The sequence below is a fragment of the Bordetella genomosp. 13 genome (assembly GCF_002119665.1).
Lineage (GTDB): Bacteria > Pseudomonadota > Gammaproteobacteria > Burkholderiales > Burkholderiaceae_B > Bordetella.
In genome coordinates this window covers 2,925,700-2,947,962 of the sequence record NZ_CP021111.1, presented here as the reverse complement: position 1 = coordinate 2,947,962, position 22,263 = coordinate 2,925,700, and the positions used below count along the sequence as shown (strand labels likewise).

Sequence of the window (22,263 nt, the reverse complement as noted above, 5' to 3'; positions counted from 1 at the left end):
GACCCGGGCGCCGGCATGCGGCGGCGCCCGGCAGTGGAGATATGGGCATCATGCTGAACGACAAGCGGGTCGGAAACACGGAGCTGGGCAAGGGCGGGCGCGGCGCTGCGCAGCGGCATCGGCTGACGCCGGTGGCGGCTGCCCTGTCCGCATTGCTGGCGCTGGCTGCTCAGGCTCCGGCGCAGGCGGCGCCGCGGACGGGCGCGTGGTTCGCCGCCTCCGGCCAGGTGCAGTCCCAGACCGCGCGCAACCGCGCCATGCCGGGGTATCAGCCCAACAATCCCGCGCAGCGCCAGCAGGCGCAGACGCGGCAGAACCTGCAGCGCTCGCTGGACAAGCTGAATCGCACGGCCTCGTCGATCGCCGCGCAGCAGGCCATGCAGCAGGCCGCGCGGCAGCGCGCGATCGATGCGCCGTCCGACATTCCCGACGGCCTGGCCGAGGGCGGCCTGAGGGTGGACGTCAATCCCGCCACGCTGGGATGGCGCGATGCCGCCAAACCGGTCCAGCGCAACAACGGCGGCCGCACCGAGGTGCTGGTCACGCAGACCGGCGAGAAGGCCATCCTGAACTGGGAGACCTTCAACGTCGGCAAGAACACCACCGTGCGCTTCGACCAGAGCGCCGGCACCGTGGACGGCAAGAACGGCTGGGTGGCGCTGAACCGCATCAACGACCCCAGCGGCCGGCCCAGCCGCATCGCCGGCCAGATCCAGGCCGAGGGCTCGGTGTACCTGGTCAACCGCAACGGCGTGATCTTCCATGGCTCAAGCCAGGTCGACACGCGTGCGCTGGTCGCCTCGACGCTGGCGTTGAGCGACGAGCAGTTCGATCTGGGCATCAACAACCCGCGCAGGATCGGCGTCATCGGCGGCAACGACTACGGCCTGCCGCAATTCGGCGAGCACGCCAGCGGCGGCGATTTCGGCCAGGAATATGTGCCCTCGTACGTACCGGGCGAGGTGCAGGTGGATGCGGGCGCGCAACTGAAGGTCGGCGACGGCGGCAAGCTGATGCTGTTCGGCACCAAGGTGCGCAACAGCGGCCGGCTGCAGGCCGTCGATGGCCAGGTCATCATGGCCGCCGGCGAGCAGGTCTGGCTGACTTCCGACCTGAGCGGCGTGCGCGGGCTCGACGTCGCGGTCTCCGCGCCGGCGTCGCGGCTGTTCAACTACAGCGACCTGACCGGCGCGCTGGGACTCGGCACCATCTGGGGACCTTTCGGCATCCATCTGCGCGACGTGATCCAGCCGCAGATGGAGGCACGCGCGAAAGAGGTGGGCTATCAGGTCAGCAACACCGGCTTGGTCGATTCGCAGCGCGGCGACATCACGCTGCAGGCGCGCGAGGTGTTGCAGGACGGCGTGCTGACCGCGACCTCGGCGCTGAACAACCGCGAGGGCTCCATACGCCTGCGTGCCTGGGGGCAGGGCATGCTCTCCCACAGTTCGTCGCTGGAGTTTTCGCAGATGGCCAACTGGTCCGCCGGCACGCTGACGCTGACGCCGGGCAGCGTCACGCTGATCACGCCGGACCCCACCGATACCGGCGAGATCGAGCAGTCCGCGCTGGCCACGCGCTACAAGACCGGCAGCATCGATCTGCGTGGCAACCTGATCGACGTGCAAAGCCGTGCCAACGTCGTCGCGCCTTCCGGCCAGATCAGCCTGGTGGCCAACCGCGTTCCCATATCCAATCCGGGCCGTCCCGTGGACGGCTCGGCCGAAGAACCGTTCAGCGGGGAAAAAGGCGACCGCGACGGCAGCCGCGTGTACCTCGACAGCGACGCGTTCCTCAGCGTCGCGGGCCTGCGCGACGTGCTGGTGCCGATGGCGCGCAACTTCGTCGACGTCGAGCTGCGCATCAACGAGCTGCGCGATTCGCCGCTGCAGCGCGACAGCTGGCTGCGCGGGCAGAAGGTCACGGTCGACCGCCGCGCCAGCGGCTCGTTCGATGGCGGTCCGATGGCCGGCGTGCAATGGGTGCAGGAGGGCGGCGCCTATGTCCCGGGCGCGTGGGCCGGCACGCCGCTGGCCGACGCGACCGGCTGGATCGGGGTGGGCAAGACCGACCTGCAGGAATTGTCCACCGCGGGCGGCCAGATCGTGCTGAAGGCCGGCGGCTCGGTCATCACGCGCCAGGGCTCGCTGCTGGACATCTCGGGCGGCACGGTGCGCTATGGCGACGGCATCAACCGCGTGACGTGGCTGCAAGGGGCCAATGGGCGCGTCTATGCGATGGATCGGGCCATGCCCGACATCGCGTACCTGGGCCTGGCAGGCGTGTACAAGCAAAGCAGCCCGCGCTGGGGCGTAGACCGCGAATGGAAGAACCCTCTGATGGCCGGCGGTCGTGCCGAGAAGGGTTACGTCGAGGGACGCACGGCCGGCGCCATCGCCGTCTATGGCGGCGAGGCGCTGGTTCTCGAGGGCGACTTCTGGGCCGGCACGACGCCGGGCGACCGCCAGGACGGCGACAACGCCCCGCGCGGCGGCGAGCTGGTAGTGGGCGGCGGCAGCGACCCCGACCGCATCTGGTCGATGGCCGATCTGCGCATCAGCCGCACACCGACGGTGCTGCCCACCGACTTCAAGGCCGACACACCGGTCGGCGCCGGGTTCTACCATCCGGATCCCGTCGGCGTGGCCGCGTCCAAGACCAGCTGGCTGAACGCCGCCACGCTCGGACAGGCGGACTTCGGCTCGATCGAGCTGTACGCCACGCACGGCTTCACGCTCGAGCAGGGCACGGTGCTGGAACTGGCGCCGCGCTCTTCCTTCACGGTGCAGTCCAACGCGCCCGTCACCAGCGGGCGGACCTTCCATGTGGACGGCGCCATCCGGGTGCCGGGCGGGCGCATCTCGATCGGCACCGCAGGCGCGGGCCTGAATTCCCTGACGCTGGGCGCGGGCGCAGTCATCGACGTCAGCGGGCAGTGGGTCAACGGGCCCGGCCCTACGTGGCCCGGCATGGCCCCGGCCATCCATGGCGGCTCCATCGACCTGTCGGCCGGGCACCTTGTGGCCGCGCCGGGCGTGGTGCTGGACGTCTCCGGCGGCGGCTGGGTGGTGCAGCAGGGCGGCAGGCGCGTTGCGCGTGCCGGCGATGCCGGTTCGATCTCCATGCCGGCGGGCCAGGGCGTTGCGCTGGAGGACCTGGATTTTCGCGCCTATGCAGCCGGTTCGGGCGGCACGCTGCGGCTCGAGGCCGGCAGCGACGTGCAGATCGGCGGCGTGGCGCCGGCACAACCCGGTGTGCTCCACATGCCGGACACTCTGTACGCCGATCGTGGCTTTCGCCGCGTCGCCGTGACAGCGCTGGGCGACATCGTCGTGCCTGACGGCGTGCAGGTGGCGCAGTTGCCGCGCACCATCGACCTCTCCGACGGCGCCTATCTCGACCTGCCGACCGGTTCGGACATCCTGCAACTGGGGGCGCTGCGCGCGCTGCCTGTCGAACTGCGCGGCGATCGCGGCCAGGCCGCGCTGGAATTGAGCGCGCATGGCAACCTGTCCATCGGCGCGGGGGCGGCCATCCTCACGGATGTCGGCGGACGGATTGGCCTGGCGGGCGGAGCCGGCGGCAGCATCACCGTCCTCGGCACGGTCGAGGCCCCCGCCGGCAGCATCGACATCACCGCGCAGGGCGCGCTGCGCGTGGCTCCGGGCGGCGCGCTGCTGGCGCGCGGGGTTCCGGTGCTGTATGTGGGAAGTCGCGGATATCGGACGGGCCGCGTACTGCCGGGCGGATCGATTGCGCTGGACAGCACCTCGATGCAGCTGGAGCGTGGATCGCTGGTGGACGTGTCTGGCGCTGCCGGCGTCATCGAGATCGCGCCCCCCGCCTTCGGCAAGGGCCGGCCCGAGCCCGTGCAGGTGTCCAGCGATGCGGGCTCGATTTCCATCGAGGGCGTCGGCATGATCGAGGGCAGCCTGGTGGGCCGGCCCGGCGGCCCCGGCGCCGAGGCCGGACGTCTGCGCTTCGAACACAGCGCGCCGCCGGCCGGCGACTCGCCCGGTCCGGTGCTGGATTCGATCCTGACGCAGCTCGATCCCACCTGCTACTTCGCTCCGTACACCTGCGAATCCAATCCGGACAACGCCATCGGGTTCGACCTCAGCGTCATCCTGGCCAGCTGGGGCTACACCGACCTGCCGCCGATGATCCTGACGCGGGAACTGGTGGATTTGCTGCGCGTGCCTCCCTCGTCCGCGCTGGTGGTGTCCGATGACGCGCCCCCTCCGCCGTTGCCCAGCGGTCCGCTGGACCCTGCCAGCTTCGGCCTGTCGGCCAGCGCCCTCGACGCCTTCCGCGACTACGTCTTCGGCAGCGACTTCCTGCGCGACAACCTGGCCTCGCCGCCGAGAGGTTCGATCCTGATGGTGCGCCCCTCGGCTTTCGCGGACGGAGGCTTCGCCGACCTGAGCCTGAGCTCCGCTGCCGGCATCCACCTCGACGGCGTGCGGGCGTCGGCGGGGCGCTCCATCAACCTGGCCGGACTGCTGGCCAATGCGGGCACTCGCGACTCCACGCTCATCGCTCCGTACATCAGCCTGACCGGCGATCGCGGCCCCGCCGCGGCGGCGACGTCCCGGCAGGGCCGGCTTGCGCTGCAGGCGGGCACCGTGGAAATCACCAACGTCGTCAGCGTGCGCGGCTTCGAGCGCACCGTGCTGCAGGCCGACGACATCCGCCTGTCGGCCACCGCGCAGACCAATGGCCTGCTCGATCCCACCGCGCTGGACGTGGATGGTCCGCTCCTGCTGCGCGCCGGCCAGGTCTATCCCGGCACCGGCGTGAAGGCGACGATACGCTCCGCGGAGTCCATCGTCGTCGAGCAGGGCAACCCGGTGGCCGCGCCCTGGTCGGCCGCGGGCCAGCTGACGCTGGAGGCGCCGGTGATCGAGCAGGGCGGCACGCTGCGCGCGCCCTTCGGTCAGATAGTGCTGAAGGCCAGCGAAAAACTCGTGCTGCTCGGCGGCGGCGTGGTGTCCGTGTCCGGTGACGGCCTGATCCTGCCCTATGGTTGGCTCAGCAACGGCGAATTCTGGATCGATCCCACCAAGTCGCGGCAAACCCAGGATCCCGCCGCCGCCTACCTGAATACCCCGCCCGAGAAACGCATCCTGCTGGACGCGCCGGTCGTCGAGTCGCAGGCCGGCTCGGTGATCGACATCCGCGGCGGCGGCGACCTGTACGCGAATGAGTTCGTGCCCGGCCCCGGCGGCTCGCACAACGTGCTGGCCGACGCGGGCGTCTATGCGATCGCGCCGGGCTATCGGGCGCCGATGTCGCCGTCCGGCACGCAGGGTAGCCTGGGCCAGCAGATCTGGCTGGAAGGCGCGCCGGGCCTGGCCGCGGGATGGTACACGCTGCTGCCCGCCCAATACGCGGCCCTGCCCGGCGCCTTCGCCGTGTCGCTGGCAGGGCCCGGTCCCGCCACGACGGGCCGGCGCGCGGTAGTGCTGAACGACGGTTCCGCCGTGGTGGCCGGCCGCCTGGGCAACGCGCTGACCGGCACACGGGAAGCGCTGCCATCGTACTGGCGGGTGATGCCGGGCGCAGCCATACGCCAATACAGCGAATTCAACGAGGCCCTGGCCAACGACTACTTTTCGTCGGAAGGATTCAAACTGACGCAGTACCGCGTCACCGGCAAGAACGTCGTCACGCCGCGCCTGCCGCGCGACGGTGGCGCAGTGGTGTTCAAGGCCACGGACACGCTGGTGCTGGACGGCGCGCTGCGCTCGCAGCCGGGCGAAGGCGGGCGCGGCGGCCTGGTGGACATTGCCGGCGAGAAGATCGCCATCGTCGGGCGCAACCAGGACGGGGCCTCGCTGCGCGCCGACGGCTATCTGGTCATCGACGCGGCCAGCCTGTCGAGCTTCGGCGCGGGTAGCCTGCTGGTGGGCGGCACGCGCACCGGCGACCTGCTGGGCCTGCGACTGGATCTCACCGCCAGCGACATCGTGGTGCGCAACGATGCCGACTCCGCGCTGATCGGGCCCGAGATCATCCTGGCGGCCACCGACCTGGTCAACGTCGATGCCGGCAGCGTGATCCGCGCCCAGGGCGAGGCCAGCGCCGGGGCCGGCGACCTCGTCATGACGCCGCAGCAGGCGCCGGTCTACACCGACCCGGAAGGCTGGGACGATGGCAACCCCGCCGACGACGTCCTGACGACCCCCGGTCGCGATTGGGGCGCCTTGATCCGCGTGTCCAACGGCGACGTGACGCGCGTGCTGCGCGACGGCGTGGACACCACGATCGGCGGCCTGGTGTCGGTAGGCGCGGGCGCCGAGATCTCGGGCGGCCGCGCGCTGCTGATCGACGCCACGCGCGACACGCAGTTGGCCGGGTCGGCCCGATTGGCGGGCCTCGACCTGTCAGTGGCCTCGGGCCGCATCGGCATCGGCGGCGGCAGCGAAGGACTGGTGCTCGAGGCCGCCACGCTGGCCCAGCTGGCCAACACGCAAACCCTGACGCTGCGCAGCTATTCCACCATCGACTTCCACGGCTCGGTGGACCTGGGCGCGGCGGGCCTGCGCAAGGTGGCGTTCGACGCCGCCGCGCTGGCCGGCTATGGCGATGGCGCCATCACCGTGCGGGGCGGCACCATCGTGCTGACCAACACCGGCGCCGTGGACGCTCCCGCGTCCGGCGTGCCCGGTTCGGGATCGCTCACGTTGGACGCCGACACACTGGTGCTGGGCGGCGGCAGCAAGGCCGTACGCGGCTTCCACACGGTAGTGCTGGGCGGTCGCGAGCAGATCGTGGGCGAGGGCAATGGGTCCATCGACCTGGCGCAATCCTCGGTCACGCTCGATACCGCCTTGCTCACCGGATTGCGCGGCGCTTCGCAATCGCTCACTACGGGCGGCGCGCTGCGCGTGGTGGGCAACCCGTCGCGGCCGGTCGGCAACGGTCAGGACAGCCTGGGCGCGAGCTTGGCGCTGACCGGCGGCACAGTCGAGTTCGCCGGCCGTGCGATGGCGCTGGGCGGCAGTGTCAGCCTCACCGCCACTCGCGGCAACCTGATTGTGGCAGACGGTGCGCTGATCGACGTCAGCGGCTTTGCCAAGACCTTCTACGACGTGCAAGCCTACGCCGACGCCGGCCGCGTCGGCCTGACGGCGGTGGGCGCCGACGTGCGAGTGGCCTCGGGCGCGCACCTGAACCTGGCCGCCGATGCGGATGGCGGCAGCGCCGGCTCGCTGGCGGTGGCTGCATCGGGCGGCGGCGTGGTGTCGCTGGACGGTCGCATCGACGCGCAGGCCGGCGCGGCCGGGCAGGGCGGCTCGTTCTCGCTGGATATCGACGCGCTGGCGGATTTCGCCGGACTGAGCGAGCGACTGAACGGGGCCGGCTTCTTCGCCGCGCGCCAGTTCCGCATCCGCAACGGCGACCTGGTGATCGACGGCGCCACCACCGTGGCCGACTTCTCGCTGGTGGCCGACCGCGGCCAGGTGACGTTGGCCGGCGCCGTCGATGCCACCGCGCCGTACGGCGGCCTCATCGCCGTCACGGGCGGCAACGGGCTGGTGATGCTGCCCTCCGCGCGGTTGAAGGCCGGCTCGAGCAGCGAGCTGGGCGGCGGACGCATCACGCTCGAGGCCATGGGCGGCGAGCTGGACCTGCGCGGCGGCGTGCTCGACGTGGCGGGCGGCGACGGCGGGCGCGTGCGCCTGCGCGCCTTGCAGAACGCGGCGCACGACGACGTCGCCGTGATGCGCCTGGATGCGTCCATCGTCGGTGCGCGGTCGGCCGTGCTGGAGGGCGTGACCAAGTACGAGAACGTCACTTCGGTGGCGGCCGTCAAAGGCCAGGCCGTGCAGGACGCGCTGGACTTCGCCGCGAACGCGCCGGCCATCGCCGCGCGCCTGGGCAATCCGGCCGTCGCCGTGATGCCGGGCATCGAGATCAGCAGCAACGGCGACCTGACGGTCGAGTCCGACTGGAACCTCTGGCAGGACTTCGCCGCCGTGCGCGAGGGCGGCCTGACGCTTCGCGCCGCGGGCAACCTGGTGGTCAACGGCAACATCAGCGACGGCTTCGCGCGCGAGATCGACTACGACGTACTGGTCGACGCCGCGTCGTGGGACCTGCGCCTGGTGGCGGGCGCGGACCTGTCCTCGGCTTCTTCGGTCGCGCTGTCTCCTTTGGCCGGCCTGGCCAATGGCAGCGGCTCGCTGGTGGTCGGCTCGGCCGACGCCGGGCGCCACATCCGGACCGGCAGCGGCGACATCGCGGTGCGCGCCGGCCGTGACGTCAGGCTGGCCGACAACGATTCGGTCATCTACACCGCCGGCCGCCGCGACATGACGGTGTTCGACGACTTCGTGGCCAAGCCCATCCAGGCGATAGGGGGCACCATCTACGACGGCAGGATGCCAGGGTACGGCGTGTACGGCGGCAACCTGGACCTGGCCGCGCAGGGCGATGTGTCCACCACGCTGCGGCCGGGTACCGGCGAGATCTTCGGCCGTTGGCTGCGCCGCACCGGCAACATCAACAGCGATGGCTACTTCGGCCCCTATACGACCCCGGGCGGCCACCATACCGGCGAGCAGGCCAGCTGGTGGATCGAATACGGCGACTTCCAGCAGGGCGTGGGCGCGCTGGGCGGCGGCAATGTCCGCGTCGATGCGGGCGGCGACCTGATAGACCTGCTGGTGGCGCTGCCCACCAACGGCCGCGTGCGCGGCGGCCGCACCGCGGGCGAACGCATGCTGCTCGAGTTGCGCAACGGAGGCGCGCTGAACGTGAGTGCGGGGGGCGCCATCCGCGGCGGCCAGTATTACGTAGGCCGCGGTGCGGGCTCGGTGGATGCCGGCACGCTGGCCAATGGCCGCAGTGTCAGCAGCGTCGACCAATACGGAGGCCTTACTGTCTATGACGTGGCGCCCGTGCTGGCGCTGGGCGATGCCAGCCTGGATGTGCGCGCATCGGGCGACCTGCGCGTGCAGAGCGTGATCGATCCGCTGATGACCACGCTGCCGCTGGGCACGGACTACTGGGGCAGCCCCGCCGACTACGGCTCGTACATGCTGGGCCAGACCGCTGCGGCCAGCCTGTCGCTGACCTCGGTGGGCGGCGACGTCACGCTGGTAGGTCAGACGAATCACATCGCGCGGGACGGCAACCCCGCCGATGGCGTATACCTGCCCACCGGCAAGGCAGGCAACATCTATCCCGCGCTGACCCGCATCACGGCCATGAACGGCTCGTTCGTGAACAAGGGCCTGTTGATGATGCTGCCCGGAGAGCAGACCGAGCTGCGCATCCTGGCGGATCAGGACGTGCACCTGGGCCTGATCCGCATGGCGCGCGGCAATTGGGAAGGCTATCCCACGCCGTTGCGGGCGGGAGCCGCGCCCGACCTGCCGGTCTGGACCGTGAACGCCGAGCCGTCAAATGGCACGCCATTCGTCAATCCCGAGGCGCTGCTGCTGGCCGGCGACCACGAGGCCAGCCGGATCTATGCGAACGAGGGCTCCATCGTCGGCCTGCCGCCCAATATCTTCGAGCCTACGGTCACGCATCGGGCGAGCCTGGTGTCTGCGGAGCAGACATGGCTGCGCGCGGGCAACGACATCCGCGGCATCGCTTATGCGTTCCGCAACAACCACGCCACCGACGTGTCGGTCGTGCACGCCGGCAACGACATCATCGCGGGTTTCGGCCCAGGCGGCTCGCAGATCGATGTGGAAGGCACGGGCGCCGTGCTGGTGACGGCAGGCCGGGACGTCTACGGGGGAGCCTCCACCGACAACGTGAGCAGCCCGGCCGAGAGCCTGAACGTCACCACGCGCGGCAACCGCATGTTCGATTCCAACAACCGTTCCCGCGACGAAACCATCCTGAAGGCCCTGCCCGAACAGAGCGCGGCGATCACCGTGATAGCAGGCCTGCAGGGCAGCGAGCCCGACTACGCGGCCTTCATGGCGGCCTACCTCGACCCTGCCAATGTCGCGTCGATGCCCGGGCACCTGAAGGCCGCGGGCGAGGACGGCACCGTGCTGCCCGTCTACCTGACGGACCTGGTCGAAGCGCGCAAGACCGGCGACCGTGTCGCGCGGCGCGGGCTGACTTCGTTTGTCGAGCAGGTCACCGGCGACAGGCTAGAGCCCCTGGCCGCCTGGCAGCGGTTCCTGGCCCTGCCGCAACTGACGCAGCAGCGCTTCCTGCGCCGCATCTACATGCAGGAGCTGCGCGACGCCGGCCGCGACCAGAACCAGCCGGGCGCCGATGGCACGCCGCGCAACGGCGGCTACAACCGCGGCTACGACGCCATCGCCAAGCTGTTCCCCGGCGAGGCGTGGAACGGCGACGTGTGGGCCGATTCGCTGAAGCTGCGCACCATGGCGGGTGGCGACATCGAGGTGCTGACTCCGGGCGGCAGCCTGCAGGTGGCCGGCCTGGGAACGGCGGTGACCGCAGGCGCGGGCATCATTACGCTGGGCTCGGGGCACATCGACATCTTTGCGCACGAAGACGTCGTGGTGAACCGCTCGCGCATCCTGACCTTCGTGCCCGAGGCGACGGATCCGGGCAGCGACATGGTGATCTGGTCGTCGGTGGGCGACATCGACGCGGGCCGCGGCGCCAAGACACTGCGCGTGCCGTCGGCGCCCGACGTGGTCACCGGCGTGGACGCCATCACCGAGATCCTGGAGCGCTCGGACATGAGCGGCAGCGGCATCGGCACGGTAGGCGACGGCGACGTCGACCTGGTGGCGCCGGAAGGCACCATCAACTTCGGCGACGCCGGCGTGCGCGTGGCGGGCAACTTCAACATCGCCGCGCTGCAGATCCTGAACGCGGCCAACCTCGAGGTGCAGGGCGAGGTCACCGGCATGCCGGAGGTGGTCAGCATCAACACCGGCGCGCTGACGGCGGCAAGTTCAGCAAGCACCGCGGCGTCCACCGCCGCGGCCGACATGGCCACGCGCCAGCGCAATGAGGCGCGCCGCAATCTGCCGTCCATCATCTCGGTGCAGGTGCTGGGCTTCGGCAACGAGCCGGCGGCGCCGGCGCCGCGCTCCACGGACCCGCAGCGCTCGGGCGCGCGCGGGACCGCCGCGCAACCCGTGGCCTACGACCCGGACGGCGTGGTGGAACTGGTGGGCCAGATGGACCTGACCCCGCCCCAACTGGCCCGTCTCACCGAGACGGAGCAGCGCAACCTGCGGCGTTGACGGCCCGCAGCCGGCAGCGCCCTGCCGCGGCAACTCGTTTCTTTTTCTTGCATGCGGGCGTTCGCGTTTATTGCGAACGCCCGTTTTCTTGCGCGTACGCGCCTTCGCGCGACGCAATTCCATGTGGCGCGTCGATGTCGGTGGCGCCAATACGCAACGTCCCTAGGGTGCTCCGGGTGGACGGCGGCTTCTTTCTGTTACGAGTCAGTTTCTTCGTGAAATTTTTATTACATCGCGCACAGGCGGCCTCGCCCGAACGTCTAGTAACAAGCAGACGCCGATCGACGCTGAATGCCCAGGCCACCACAACGGACGCCTTCGCAGCGAAGTGCCTGGCCTGGCTGCGCAAGGGTCGCCACACACGGCGCGACGGGTAGAGCAGGACATCAGATTAATTTGAGGACTGAGTGCATCCCTATGCAGGATTTTGATAAAGCAGGCGCATCGGCCTGCGCCAGGGCGACCCTAGCGGCGTGCCTGGCGCTGGGGCTGCAGGCCGGTGCAGGCGCGCAGCAGGCGCAGCCGGGGCAGAGCCCGCAAGGCGCCCCGGCGGAACAGGCCGCCGCCCCGGCCGACACACGCAAGGTCAACGTCAACGAGTACATCGTGCGCGGCAACACCGTCCTCGACGCGAAGGCGATCGAGAAGGCGGTGTACCCGTACCTGGGGCCCGACCGCACGCTGGCCGACATCCAATCGGCCCGCGATGCCCTGCAAACCGCCTACCACGAGCTGGGCTACCAGTCCGTGTACGTCGACCTGCCCGAGCAGCAGGTCTCCGATGGCGTGGTCATCCTGCAGGTCGCCGAAACCAAGATCGGCCGCCTGCGCGTGGTCGGCGCCAAGAACTACTCGCCGCTGGCCATCCGCGACGAAGTGCCCGCGCTGCAGGAAGGCCAGGTGCCCGACTTCAACAAGGCCCAGGCCGAGCTTACCGAGCTGAACCGCTCGGCCAGCCGCCAGGTGCTGCCCGTCGTGCGCGAAGGCAAGATCCCCGGCACCATGGACGTCGACCTGAAGGTCGAGGACAAGAATCCCTGGAACGCCAGCGTCGGCCTGAACAACGACCACAGCGCCGACACCAAGACGCTGCGGTCCACGGCCACCATCGGCTACGACAACCTGTGGCAGCGCGGGCACGCCTTCTCGCTCACGTTCTTCACGGCGCCGCAGGAAACCGACAACGCCAAGGTGTGGTCGGCTTCGTACACCCTGCCGCTGTCCGACAAGTGGAGCCTGCAATTCTCCGGCTACAAGTCGGACAGCAACGTGGCCACCATCGGCGGCACCAACGTGCTGGGCAAGGGCCATTCGTTCGGCGTCAACGCCACGTACACGTTCGACCCCGTCGGCAGCTGGTACAACTCGTTCTCGGTGGGCCTCGACTACAAGGACTTCGACGAGTCGCTGGTCTTTGGCGGCGAGGGCGACACGGTGCCGCTGAAGTACGTGCCGTTCACGCTCGGCTACAACGGCTACCGCTACACCGAGGCTTCGCAAAGTTCGGTGGGCCTCAGCGTCGTCGGCGCCACGCGCTCGTTCTTCGACCTCGGCAGCAGCGCCGAAGAGTTCGACTACAAGCGCTATCGCGCCAGCCCCAGTTTCGCCCTGCTCAAGGGCGACCTGACCCACACGCAGAACTTCCCGCAAGACTGGCAGATCTTCGGCCGCGGCGGCTTCCAGTTCGCGTCGGGCGCGCTGGTTTCCAACGAACAGTTCGCGGCCGGCGGCGCCAGCAGCATCCGCGGCTACCTGGCCGCCGAGCGCACCGCCGACGACGGCCTGCTCGCCTCCCTCGAGTTTCGTACCCCCTCGCTGGCCCGCTATCTCGGCCCCCACGTGAACGAATGGCGCCTCTACACCTTCGCCGAGTGGGCGTGGCTGCGCCTGCGTGACCCGCTGCCCGAGCAGGAAGCTTCCTTCCGCTTGGCCAGCGTCGGTCTCGGTACCCGCATGCAGGTGCTCGACTGGCTGTCCGGCAGCCTCGATTGGGGCTACCCGCTGAAGGATGGCGCCAATACCGAGAAGCACGACCCTCGCATCAACTTCAACCTGCGCGCCAGTTTTTAACCCCATTCGGATGACGGATTTCGGAGTAAGACAATCATGCAACGCCTAATGATGTACCTGCTGGCTCTCATGGTCAGCGCAATCCCGGCGGTGGCCAACGCCTGGTGGCAGCCCGACTGGCAATACCGCAAGCAGATCTCCATCGACACCACGCAACAGGGCGCGGCCATCAACGAGGCCGCCGGCCGCGTGCCGCTGCTGGTGCGCCTGCACACCGGCAACTTCACGTTCGACGGCGTGAATGCCAATGGCCAGGACCTGCGCTTCGTCGCCTCCGATGACCAGACCGTCCTGAACTACCAGATCGAAAGCTTCGACCCGCTGCTGGGCATGGCCGTGATCTGGGTCGACGTGCCCGACGTTGCCGGCGCCCAGCGCCGCGACATCTGGATGTACTACGGCAACGAGAAGGCGCCCGCCGCCAGCAATGGCCAGGTCGCGTTCGACCCCAACTACACGCTGGTCTACCACTTCAATGGCGCGCCCGAAGCTCCCCCGCGCGACAGCACCGGCTTCAGCAACCACGCCCAGACGCCCGTTGGCGGCATGGTCGACGGCGTGGTGGGCCGCGCCGCCCAGTTCGCCGGCGGCGCGCCGATGATGCTGCCCGCCAGCCCCTCGCTCACCGTCGCGGCTGGCAGCGCCTTTACGTTCAGCGCCTGGGTCCGTGCCGATCAGCCGTCCGGCGACCAGCTCATCTACGCCCGCCGCGATGCCGGCAACGCGCTGCTGGTCGGCGTGTCCAACGGCGTGCCCTTCGTCGAGGTCAACGGGCAGCGCACGCAGCCCGGCCAGCCCCTGACGCCCGCCGCCTGGCAGCACGTGGCCGTCACCGCCAACGGTGGCCAGATCACGCTGTACGTCAATGGCCGCGCCACCGGCACGCTGGCCGCGAGCCTGCCCGCGCTGAACACGTCGGCCGCCATCGGCGGTGACGTGCCCGCGCAACCCGCTGCCGCCGCCGCGCCTGCCGCCACCGGCGACGCCGCTGCCGCCGCCGCCGCTCCGGCTCCCGCCGTCACCTACGCGCCCTTCATCGGCGCCATCGACGAAATCCGCCTGTCCAAGATCGCCCGTCCCGCCGCCCTTATCTACGCCGACGCCACGGCCCAGGGCAGCGAGTCGCGCCTGGTGCAGTACGGCGCCGACGAGGAACAGTCGGGCATGGGCTTCGGCGAACTGGGCTTCCTGCTCAATGCCGTGCCGATCGACGCCTGGATCGTTATCGGCGTCCTGATCATCATGATGATCCAGTCGTGGGTGATCATGATCAGCAAGAGCCGCAACGCCAAGCGCGTCGAGAAGGCCAACGCCGACTTCCGCACCGTGTTCGCCAAGGTCGGCAACCGCCTGGAACTGCTGGCTGACGACGTCCGCCTGAACGAGCAGCTGCAGAACGCGCCGCTGTGGCGCCTGTACTCGGTGGCCATCAACGAAATCCGCGTGCGCCGCGCGCAGGGCGCCGATACCAACTCGGTGTCGGCCGCCACCATCGAAGCCATCCGAGCCTCCATGGACGCCGTGCGCACCAAGGAATCGCAGCAGCTGTCCAAGCGCCTGGGCTCGCTGTCCAACGCCATCGCCGGCGGCCCGTACATCGGCCTGCTCGGCACCGTGCTGGGCATCATGGTGGTGTTCCTGGGCACCGCCATGGCCGGTGACGTGAACATCAACGCCATCGCCCCGGGTATGGCCGCCGCGCTGCTGGCCACCGCCATGGGCCTGTTCGTCGCCATCCCGGCCCTGTTTGGCTACAACCGCCTGACCACGCGCAACAAGGACATCAATGCCGACATGCGCGTATTCGTCGACGAGTTCGTCACGCGCCTGGCCGAAGTCCACGGCGAAGGCTCGCGCGCCGAAGCCGAGCACGCCGCCGCGGTGCTGCGCGGCCGCGCCGCCGACTCGCGTACCGGTAGCGGCAACCTGGCTCCGGCCGCCGTCTAAGGAGACGCCAGATGGCTTCCGTAACCGCGCAAGACGACGATGACGGCGCGCCCGTCGACGGCATCAACATCACGCCCCTCGTGGACGTGCTGATGGTGGTGCTGGTCATGTTCATCCTGACCGCCACGGCGCAGATCGCCGGCATCCAGGTGAACCTGCCCAAGGCGAGCTCCACCGTCTCGTTGTCGCAACCCAAGACCAAAGCCATCTCGATCAACGAGGCCGGCCAGGTGTTCCTCGACGCCTATCCGGTCACGCTGCCCGAGTTGGAAGACCGGCTGCGCACCGAGAAGGCCCTCAATCCCGACTTTCCGGTCATCGTGCGCGGCGACGCCGTCGTGCAGTACCAGAAGGTGATGGAGGTGCTGGATCTGCTGCGCCGCCTGGAACTGCCGCAGGTCGGTCTCGTGACCGGCAAGCCGACTTGAAGTAGAAGGGCGATCCCGCGATGTCGTCGAATACTCCTGAATCCCCCGATCGCCGCGAGGACGAGTCCTCGCGCCTGTCGGCGCTGCTGGACCAGGGCCAGACCAAACGGCAGCGATCGGTCGGACGCATAGTCTGGCCGGTCGTGGCGGCCGTGCTGGTGGTCGGGCTGGGCTATGCCATCTACCTCTGGGCCAATGACATGGCGGGCGTCAAGCGTGAAGCGCCGAAGATGGCCGCGATCATTCCGCTGCCTCCTCCGCCGCCGCCTCCTCCGCCGCCGGAGAAGCCGCCGGAGGAACCGCCTCCGCCCGAAGAGGTGGCCGAGCCCGAGCCCGAACCGGAGACCAAGCCGGTCGAGCAGCCCAAGCCGGACGAGGCGCCTCCGAAGCCCGCCAACGACCTGGCCAACGCGATGGAGATGAACACCGATGCCCAGGCCGGCAGCGATGCATTCAACATCAGCGCCGGCTCGGGACGCGGCATGTCGGGTTCCGGTGGTGGCGGCGGCTTCGGCAACGCCACTTACGGACAGTACATGTCCTACATGCTGCAGAAGATCCTGCGCGAGGACGAACGCACCCGCAACCTGGTGTACCGCGGCGTGGTGATGAACATCTGGCTCGATGCGTCAGGCCAGCTCACCCGCGTCGAAGTCGCCAAGTCCAGTGGCGACGCCGAGATCGACGAGAAGCTGGTCGCCACGCTGCGCGCCGTCGGGCGCGTGGACGAGCGCCCGCCCGCGTCCACTCCCATGCCCCTGCGGGCGTCCATCAGCAGCCGGCGTCCCTCCTAGGCGCGACGCACCTTCGATTTCCTTACCGGAGTTTGATCAAGATGAAATTGCAACCCAACCGACTGGCCACTGCCCTGGCCGTCGCCCTGGCGCTCTCGGCAGGACAGGTTGCGGCCCAGACCGCCGCGCCCTCCGAGAACGCCACCATCAACCTGATCCGCCTGCTGGTCCAGCAGGGCGTGCTGAAGAAAGAACAGGCCGATGCGCTGGTGCGCCAGGCCGAAGCCGAAGCAAGTCAGGCGCGCGGCGCGGCCGCCGGCGCTGCCGCGGCGGCCCCGGTCGCCGGCGCGGCGGGCGCCGCCATCGCCCAGCCGGGCGACGTGCGCGTCCCGTACATTCCGGCCACCGTCCGCGACCAGATCCGCGACGAGGTCAAGACCGAAGTCATGGCGCAGGCCAAGGCCGAGAACTGGGCCGCGCCCAACACGTTCCCCGACTGGGCCTCGCGCATCACCATCGAAGGCGACGTGCGCTTCCGCACCGAGTCGCGTTTCTTCGACAGCGGCAACAGCGATGAAATCATCAACTTCGCCGCCTGGAACCGCAATGGCCCGATCCCGACCTTCATCGGCGGCGAACCGTACGGCCTCGAGTTCCCGTACATGAACACCCGCCAGGATCGCCGCAACCTGCTGCGCATCCGCGGCCGCCTGGGCGTCAAGGCGCAGCTGGCCGACCAGTGGCTCGCCGGCATCCGCCTGGCCACCGGCAGCGACGACAGCCCCGTGTCGACCACCGACACGCTGGGCGGCGGCATGAGCAAGAAGGACATCTGGCTCGACCAGGCCTACCTCAGCTACAGCCCCTACACCTGGTCGACCATCACGGCCGGCCGCGCGGCCAATCCGTTCGTGTCCACCGACATGCTCTACTCGGGCGACCTGAACTTCGACGGCATCTCGGCGATCTTCAAGCATCCGCTGCAGGGCCGTCCGGTCACGCTGTTCGGCACGCTGGGCGCCTACGCCCTCGAGTACGCCAACAACCCCTTCAGCAGCGACACCTTCTCCGAAGGCAAGAGCGAGAACAAATGGCTGCTGGGCGCGCAGGCCGGCGCGGAGTGGAAGATCAACACCGACAACAAGCTGCGCGGCGCGGTGGCCTACTACCAGTTCCAGAACTACGAGGGCCAGCGTTCGGCGCCCTGCGATTCGCTGCTGACGGTCTGCAGCACCGACTGGTCGCGTCCTGCCTTCATGCAGAAGGGCAACACGCTGTTCCTGCTGCGTGACGTGGTCCAGACCTCGGCCGACCAGTCCGAGTGGAACGAATACCAGTACGTGGGCCTGGCTTCCAAGTTCAACCTGCTGAACCTGAACCTGCGCTGGGATACCCGCCTGTTCGAGAACCTGGCCCTGCGCCTGGACGGCGACTACGTCCGCAACCTGGCCTACGACAAGGACAAGATGATCCGTCGTGCCGGCGGCGCGGCCAACATCGTCAACTCGCGCGAGAACCTGGACGACATCGAAAGCGGCGGCAACGCCTGGATGATGCAGGCCACCATCGGCAGCGGCCTGGATCTGGCGCGCAAGGGCGACTGGCTCGCCTTCGCCGGCTACAAGTACATCCAGCCGGATGCGCTGCCCGACGGCTTCAACGATTCCACGTTCCACCTCGGCGGCACCAACGCCCGCGGCTACTTCCTGGGCGGCGGCTACGCGTTCGAGAAGAACGTCTACGGCCTGCTGCGCTGGACCAGCGCGAAGGAGATCTATGGTCCCCCGCTGGCCATCGACGTCCTGCAGCTCGAAGTCAACGCAAAGTTCTGATCCCATCATGAACAGCCACTCATCTCAACTCGCGCGCGCCCCGCGCGCCGCCAAGGCGCCGATGTCCCCGGCGCTGCGGCAGGTCGCCTGGGCGCTGAAGGCCACCGCCGCGGCGATGGCCGCCATGATGGCGGTGTCGCCCGTCCAGGCCCAGACCATGGAAGAACGCCTGCGCACGCAACTGCGCAGCGCCACGCAACAGCTGCAGCAGCTGCAAAGCCAGCAGGCCCAGCTGAACGCCGCCAAGACCACCGCCGAGACCCAGCGCGACGCTGCCCAGAAAGAACTGGAGCAGTTGCGCGCGCAGCTCGGCAAGGCGCAAGGCCAGGCCGAACAGATGGCGCAGCAGCAGGAAGCGGTGCGCGACGCCGCACGCGCCCAGGCGGCCGCCAGCAACGAGCAGCTCGGCAAGTTCAAGGCCGCGTACGACGAGCTGCTGGGCATCGCCCGCGCCAAGGACGCCGAGGGCCGCAAGCTGCAGGTCGCGCTTACCGAGCGCGATTCGCAGCTGAAGCTGTGCGAGCAGAAGAACGACCAGATGTACGCGGCGGGCAAGGAAATCCTTGCCGCGTACGAATCGTTCAGCACCGGCGACCTGCTGAAGATCCGCCAGCCGCTGGCGCGCGAAGCCCGCGTGCAGTTCGACGAGCAGGCCCAGGCCTACGGCGACAAGCTGTACGACGGCAAGTACGACCCGCGCATGGCGCAACAGCAGCAACAGCAGCAACAGCAGCAACCCGAAGGCAAGCCGGTCCAGCAATGATCGCGGCGGTCTGACCCGCAGTACCCCGGCGGCATATCCGCCGCCGGGACGTTTCCACACGCACGAGACTTTCAAATGACGGATACCACCCTGATCCAATCCCTCAGCGCAGCCAAGCTGCAAGAAATCCTCCAGAGCATGGGGTATCGGGTTACCAGCACCGAGCAGAACGGCATGGTGCAACTGCTGAGCGCCACGCAAGGCATCGGCTTCGCCGTCCGCTTCGGCAATCCCGCGCGCACCGAAGGCGAGTTCGTCGACTACACGCTCAGCTGCGCGCTGCGCGTGCAGGGTGAGCTGCCCCAGGGCCTGGTCGAGGCCTGGAACATCGGCAAGCGCTTCGCGCGCATGGCCCAGCAAGGCACCTTCCTGGTCCTCGAGATGGACGTGATCGCCGCCGGCGGCGTGTCCGAGAACCACCTGCGAGCCACCACCGAACTGTGGGACCGCCTGCTGCAGGAGTTCCTGCTGTTCCTGCGCCAGTACGCCACCGAAGCGCAGGCTGCCCAAGATGGCCACGGCGATGAGCCCGCCGCTGTCGAGGCTGCCGTCGCCGCCGAAACGGCCGAGGCCGAGGCCGGCAAGGGCAAGACCAAGGCGTGATGTCCCGGCCGCGAACCGGGTAGCATTCTCCCCCGGCCTCGCGGCCCGTATCGAATGGAATGACTGTGATGAAGAACCAGGACAAGGCGGCGCTGCGGATGCGCTGGATGAGTGCATTCGGTTTGGCGCTGGTGCTGTGCGGCTGCGGCGACAAGGGCAATGCCGAGCAGACGCAGAAGCCCGCCGACACCAAGGCCGCTGCCGCTCAACCCGCCAGCAAGCCCGCAGCTGCCCAGCCCGCCAGCAACTCGCCCGCGGTGGTCACCATGGGCAACCTGACGGTCAGCGCCGAAGACATGCAGCAGGTGCTCAGCTCGCTGCCGCCGGCGCAGCGCCAGCAACTGGCCGCCAACCGCGCCGCGCTCGAGCAGATCGCCCGCAGCCGCCTCGCGGAAAAGGCGCTCATCGCGCAGGCACGCAACCAGGCATGGACCGACAAGCTCGAGATACAGCGCGCCATCAAGGCCGCCGAAGAGCAGATCGTGCTGCGTTCGTATCTGGATTCGGTCAGCATGCCGCCGGACACCTATCCGTCCGAAGCCGAACTGCAACAGGCCTACGAACAGAACAAAGACCGTTTCGTGCAGCCCGCGTCGTACCGCCTCAGCCAGATCTTCCTGGCCGCGCCGTACAACGATGCCGAGGCCGTCGCCGCCGCACGCAAGAAGGCCGCCGAACTGCTCAAGCGCGCCCGCGCGCCGCAAGCCGACTTCGCGCAGCTGGTGAAGGAAAGTTCGCAAGACAAGGAAAGCGCCGCTCGCGGCGGAGACACGGGCTTCATCCCCCTGCAGCAGGTGGTGCCGGAGTTGCGCGGTACGGTCCAGCGGCTGAAGAAGGGCGAAGTCAGCGATGTCGTGCAGCTGCCCAGCGGTTTGCATATCGTCAAGCTGGTCGACGTGCGCGAATCGCGCCAGGTACCGCTGACCGAGATGCAAGTGCAACTGCGCGACACCATGCGCGCGCAACGCCAGCAAGATGCCGCGCGAGCCTATCTCGAGGGACTCCTCAATGCGGGAACTGTCAGTATCGACGGCAAGGCGCTCCAGAGTGCCGTCGACGCCGCCAAGTAAGGCGAGCGCTCCGGTACGCCTGTCTTATCGCAACGTGCGCGACGTGCTGAATGCACGTCTGCGCAAAGTGGTGGGGCATAGCCGCGCCACACGCAGCGCCACGCTGGGCATCAAGCTTTTTCCCGTGCTGCGCGAAGCGATTCCGCGGCATCCCGAGTGGCTGGAGCTGGTGCCCACCATCAATGCTCTGCACGAACCCCACGACGCGGCGGCGCTGCGTCCCACCGAGGCCGTGGCGCTATACCGCCTGCTGCGCCTGGTGTGGCTGGCCGAACTGGTGTTCGGCGACGACGAGCTGGCTCGCCAATGGCTGTCCACGCCCAAGGCGCAGCTGTATGGCGTCGTGCCCGTCCGGCTCATCGGCTCGGCGCGTCATGCCGGCCACATCGAGCGCTGGTTGCTGAATATCGAAGAAGGGAATGGTCCGTGATGCAGCTGTGGCGTCTAAGCAATAGCGGCCTCTTGAGCGGCGGATTCTACCCGGGCGGGCGATGGCTGCCCGCCGGCGCCCACGTGGTGCTGCTCGATTCCACGCCCTTGGCCGCGATCTGCGCCCGCCTGGCGCTGGTCGAGGCCGGACACCCGCGCCAGTTGCCCCGCGCTTATCGCCTGCTGGAAGTGCAGGTGCCTGAAGCCGCGCGCGTGCACGTATGCACGCCGCCGCGCAACTGGCGCACCGACCTGCCGGCCACGCGGGCACTGGGGCATGCATGGCTCGAGGCCGGCACCGATCTCATGTTCAAAGTGCCGACCCTGGCGGGCGGGGAACAGTATCTGCTGAACTGCGCGCATCCCGGCGCGGCCGACTGCCGGGTGCGCTTCGTTGCCGAGCAGCCCTTCGAAGAACGATCCGAACTGTTCGGCGGCGTGGCCGCCTGGTCAGTGGACCGGGACTGGCTGGCCAAACCCTGACCTTCCAGGGGCAAAATTCTCCGTCCTCTGGCGGGCCGCATTACGCCATAGGGATAACTCCCTGTGCGCCAAAACTTGCGCCTGCTACGGGAAAGGAGTATTTGTTATATCAACCAAAAATCATTCAAAGCAAAGAGACAAACCCCGGCGGCACACCCCCGCCGGCAGAACGTAGGTATCAGTGCGCAATATCAATCGGCAGGAGGAGCTGATGATGACTGCAACGATGTTCGACCGTTCTCGCAACCCGGCAGCCGACCAGGCAGGTCGCGCCGCCTGGAATGAACTGTTCCAGGCACGCCGTCGAGCCCTCATGACGTTTGCCCTCGTGGCGCCTCTTACCGGCGTGGTCGGACCACTGCTGGTCGTGCCGTCGATGGGTAGCCCGGGTTGGCTGCTGGTCGGCGCAGGCCTGCTCACCTGTGTGGCGCTGCTGTTTCATCTGGCCCGCATCGATGCCGACATGAGCGATTACCAACTGCAGCCAGTGGCCGCCGAGCATGCGTATTCCTTGCGCCAGGCCCGGCATGCGTCGCGTCCGCCGCATCTGGTGCAGTCGCTGTCCGGGGCTCGCGCCCGGCGGGCGGCGGCGCAGTTGCAGTTGCAGCCGGTGTTCCACGGGGCGCGGCGTCGGCCTTATCGGCTGGCGCATTGAACCTGTAGGGCGTAGGCGCCAGGCTCTGCTTTCCGATTCAAGGAGCAGGGC

At 68.9% G+C, this 22,263-nt stretch carries 12 protein-coding genes; all 12 read left to right on the top strand.

What is annotated here, in order from left to right; all coding sequences use genetic code 11:
- The first annotated feature begins 50 nt into the window (after nt 1–50).
- The 12 genes from CAL15_RS13265 to CAL15_RS13210 all read left to right on the top strand — a co-directional run bounded on the left by CAL15_RS13265 (nt 51) and on the right by CAL15_RS13210 (nt 22,212).
- A complete protein-coding gene (locus CAL15_RS13265; protein ID WP_198299047.1) occupies nt 51–11,198 on the top strand; it encodes a filamentous haemagglutinin family protein in 11,148 nt (3,715 codons plus the stop codon).
- 417 nt (nt 11,199–11,615) lie between these two features.
- The gene (locus CAL15_RS13260) at nt 11,616–13,268 is read left to right on the top strand and encodes a ShlB/FhaC/HecB family hemolysin secretion/activation protein (protein ID WP_086079027.1); all 1,653 of its coding nucleotides are present in this window, start codon (nt 11,616–11,618) and stop codon (nt 13,266–13,268) included.
- 36 nt (nt 13,269–13,304) lie between these two features.
- The gene (locus CAL15_RS13255) at nt 13,305–15,215 is read left to right on the top strand and encodes a DUF2341 domain-containing protein (protein WP_086079026.1); all 1,911 of its coding nucleotides are present in this window, start codon (nt 13,305–13,307) and stop codon (nt 15,213–15,215) included.
- Between the two features lie 11 nt (nt 15,216–15,226).
- Nucleotides 15,227–15,643, top strand: a complete 417-nt coding sequence (locus tag CAL15_RS13250; RefSeq protein WP_086079025.1) for an ExbD/TolR family protein — start codon at nt 15,227–15,229, stop codon at nt 15,641–15,643.
- A 20-nt stretch (nt 15,644–15,663) separates the two neighbouring features.
- A complete protein-coding gene (locus CAL15_RS13245) occupies nt 15,664–16,437 on the top strand; it encodes an energy transducer TonB family protein (protein WP_198299046.1) in 774 nt (257 codons plus the stop codon).
- Between the two features lie 41 nt (nt 16,438–16,478).
- Nucleotides 16,479–18,209, top strand: a complete 1,731-nt coding sequence (locus CAL15_RS13240) for a putative porin (RefSeq protein WP_086081080.1) — start codon at nt 16,479–16,481, stop codon at nt 18,207–18,209.
- Between the two features lie 7 nt (nt 18,210–18,216).
- Nucleotides 18,217–18,972, top strand: coding sequence for a DNA repair protein (locus CAL15_RS13235; protein WP_198299045.1), 756 nt, complete (start codon nt 18,217–18,219; stop codon nt 18,970–18,972).
- Between the two features lie 75 nt (nt 18,973–19,047).
- Complete coding sequence (locus tag CAL15_RS13230) at nt 19,048–19,575, top strand: YbjN domain-containing protein (RefSeq protein WP_086079024.1); 528 nt, start codon at nt 19,048–19,050, stop codon at nt 19,573–19,575.
- A 68-nt stretch (nt 19,576–19,643) separates the two neighbouring features.
- A complete protein-coding gene (locus tag CAL15_RS13225; RefSeq protein ID WP_086079023.1) occupies nt 19,644–20,645 on the top strand; it encodes a peptidylprolyl isomerase in 1,002 nt (333 codons plus the stop codon).
- Nucleotides 20,646–20,688: 43 nt separating this feature from the next.
- The gene (locus tag CAL15_RS13220) at nt 20,689–21,075 is read left to right on the top strand and encodes an MbcA/ParS/Xre antitoxin family protein (protein WP_232467965.1); all 387 of its coding nucleotides are present in this window, start codon (nt 20,689–20,691) and stop codon (nt 21,073–21,075) included.
- Nucleotides 21,076–21,107: 32 nt separating this feature from the next.
- Nucleotides 21,108–21,557 (top strand): RES family NAD+ phosphorylase, encoded by a 450-nt coding sequence (locus CAL15_RS13215; protein ID WP_086079021.1) that lies wholly within the window; start codon nt 21,108–21,110, stop codon nt 21,555–21,557.
- 181 nt (nt 21,558–21,738) lie between these two features.
- Nucleotides 21,739–22,212, top strand: coding sequence for a hypothetical protein (locus CAL15_RS13210; protein WP_157666659.1), 474 nt, complete (start codon nt 21,739–21,741; stop codon nt 22,210–22,212).
- Nucleotides 22,213–22,263: the final 51 nt, after the last annotated feature.

Excerpts from the sequence above, each read along its gene's own strand:
- CAL15_RS13235 (WP_198299045.1), top strand. The coding sequence starts at position 18,217 with ATGAACAGCCACTCATCTCAACTCGCGCGCGCCCCGCGCGCCGCCAAG.
- CAL15_RS13260 (WP_086079027.1), top strand. The coding sequence starts at position 11,616 with ATGCAGGATTTTGATAAAGCAGGCGCATCGGCCTGCGCCAGGGCGACC.
- CAL15_RS13230 (WP_086079024.1), top strand. The coding sequence starts at position 19,048 with ATGACGGATACCACCCTGATCCAATCCCTCAGCGCAGCCAAGCTGCAA.
- CAL15_RS13245 (WP_198299046.1), top strand. The coding sequence starts at position 15,664 with ATGTCGTCGAATACTCCTGAATCCCCCGATCGCCGCGAGGACGAGTCC.
- CAL15_RS13250 (WP_086079025.1), top strand. The coding sequence starts at position 15,227 with ATGGCTTCCGTAACCGCGCAAGACGACGATGACGGCGCGCCCGTCGAC.
- CAL15_RS13265 (WP_198299047.1), top strand. The coding sequence starts at position 51 with ATGCTGAACGACAAGCGGGTCGGAAACACGGAGCTGGGCAAGGGCGGG.
- CAL15_RS13240 (WP_086081080.1), top strand. The coding sequence starts at position 16,479 with ATGAAATTGCAACCCAACCGACTGGCCACTGCCCTGGCCGTCGCCCTG.
- CAL15_RS13255 (WP_086079026.1), top strand. The coding sequence starts at position 13,305 with ATGCAACGCCTAATGATGTACCTGCTGGCTCTCATGGTCAGCGCAATC.
- CAL15_RS13225 (WP_086079023.1), top strand. The coding sequence starts at position 19,644 with ATGAAGAACCAGGACAAGGCGGCGCTGCGGATGCGCTGGATGAGTGCA.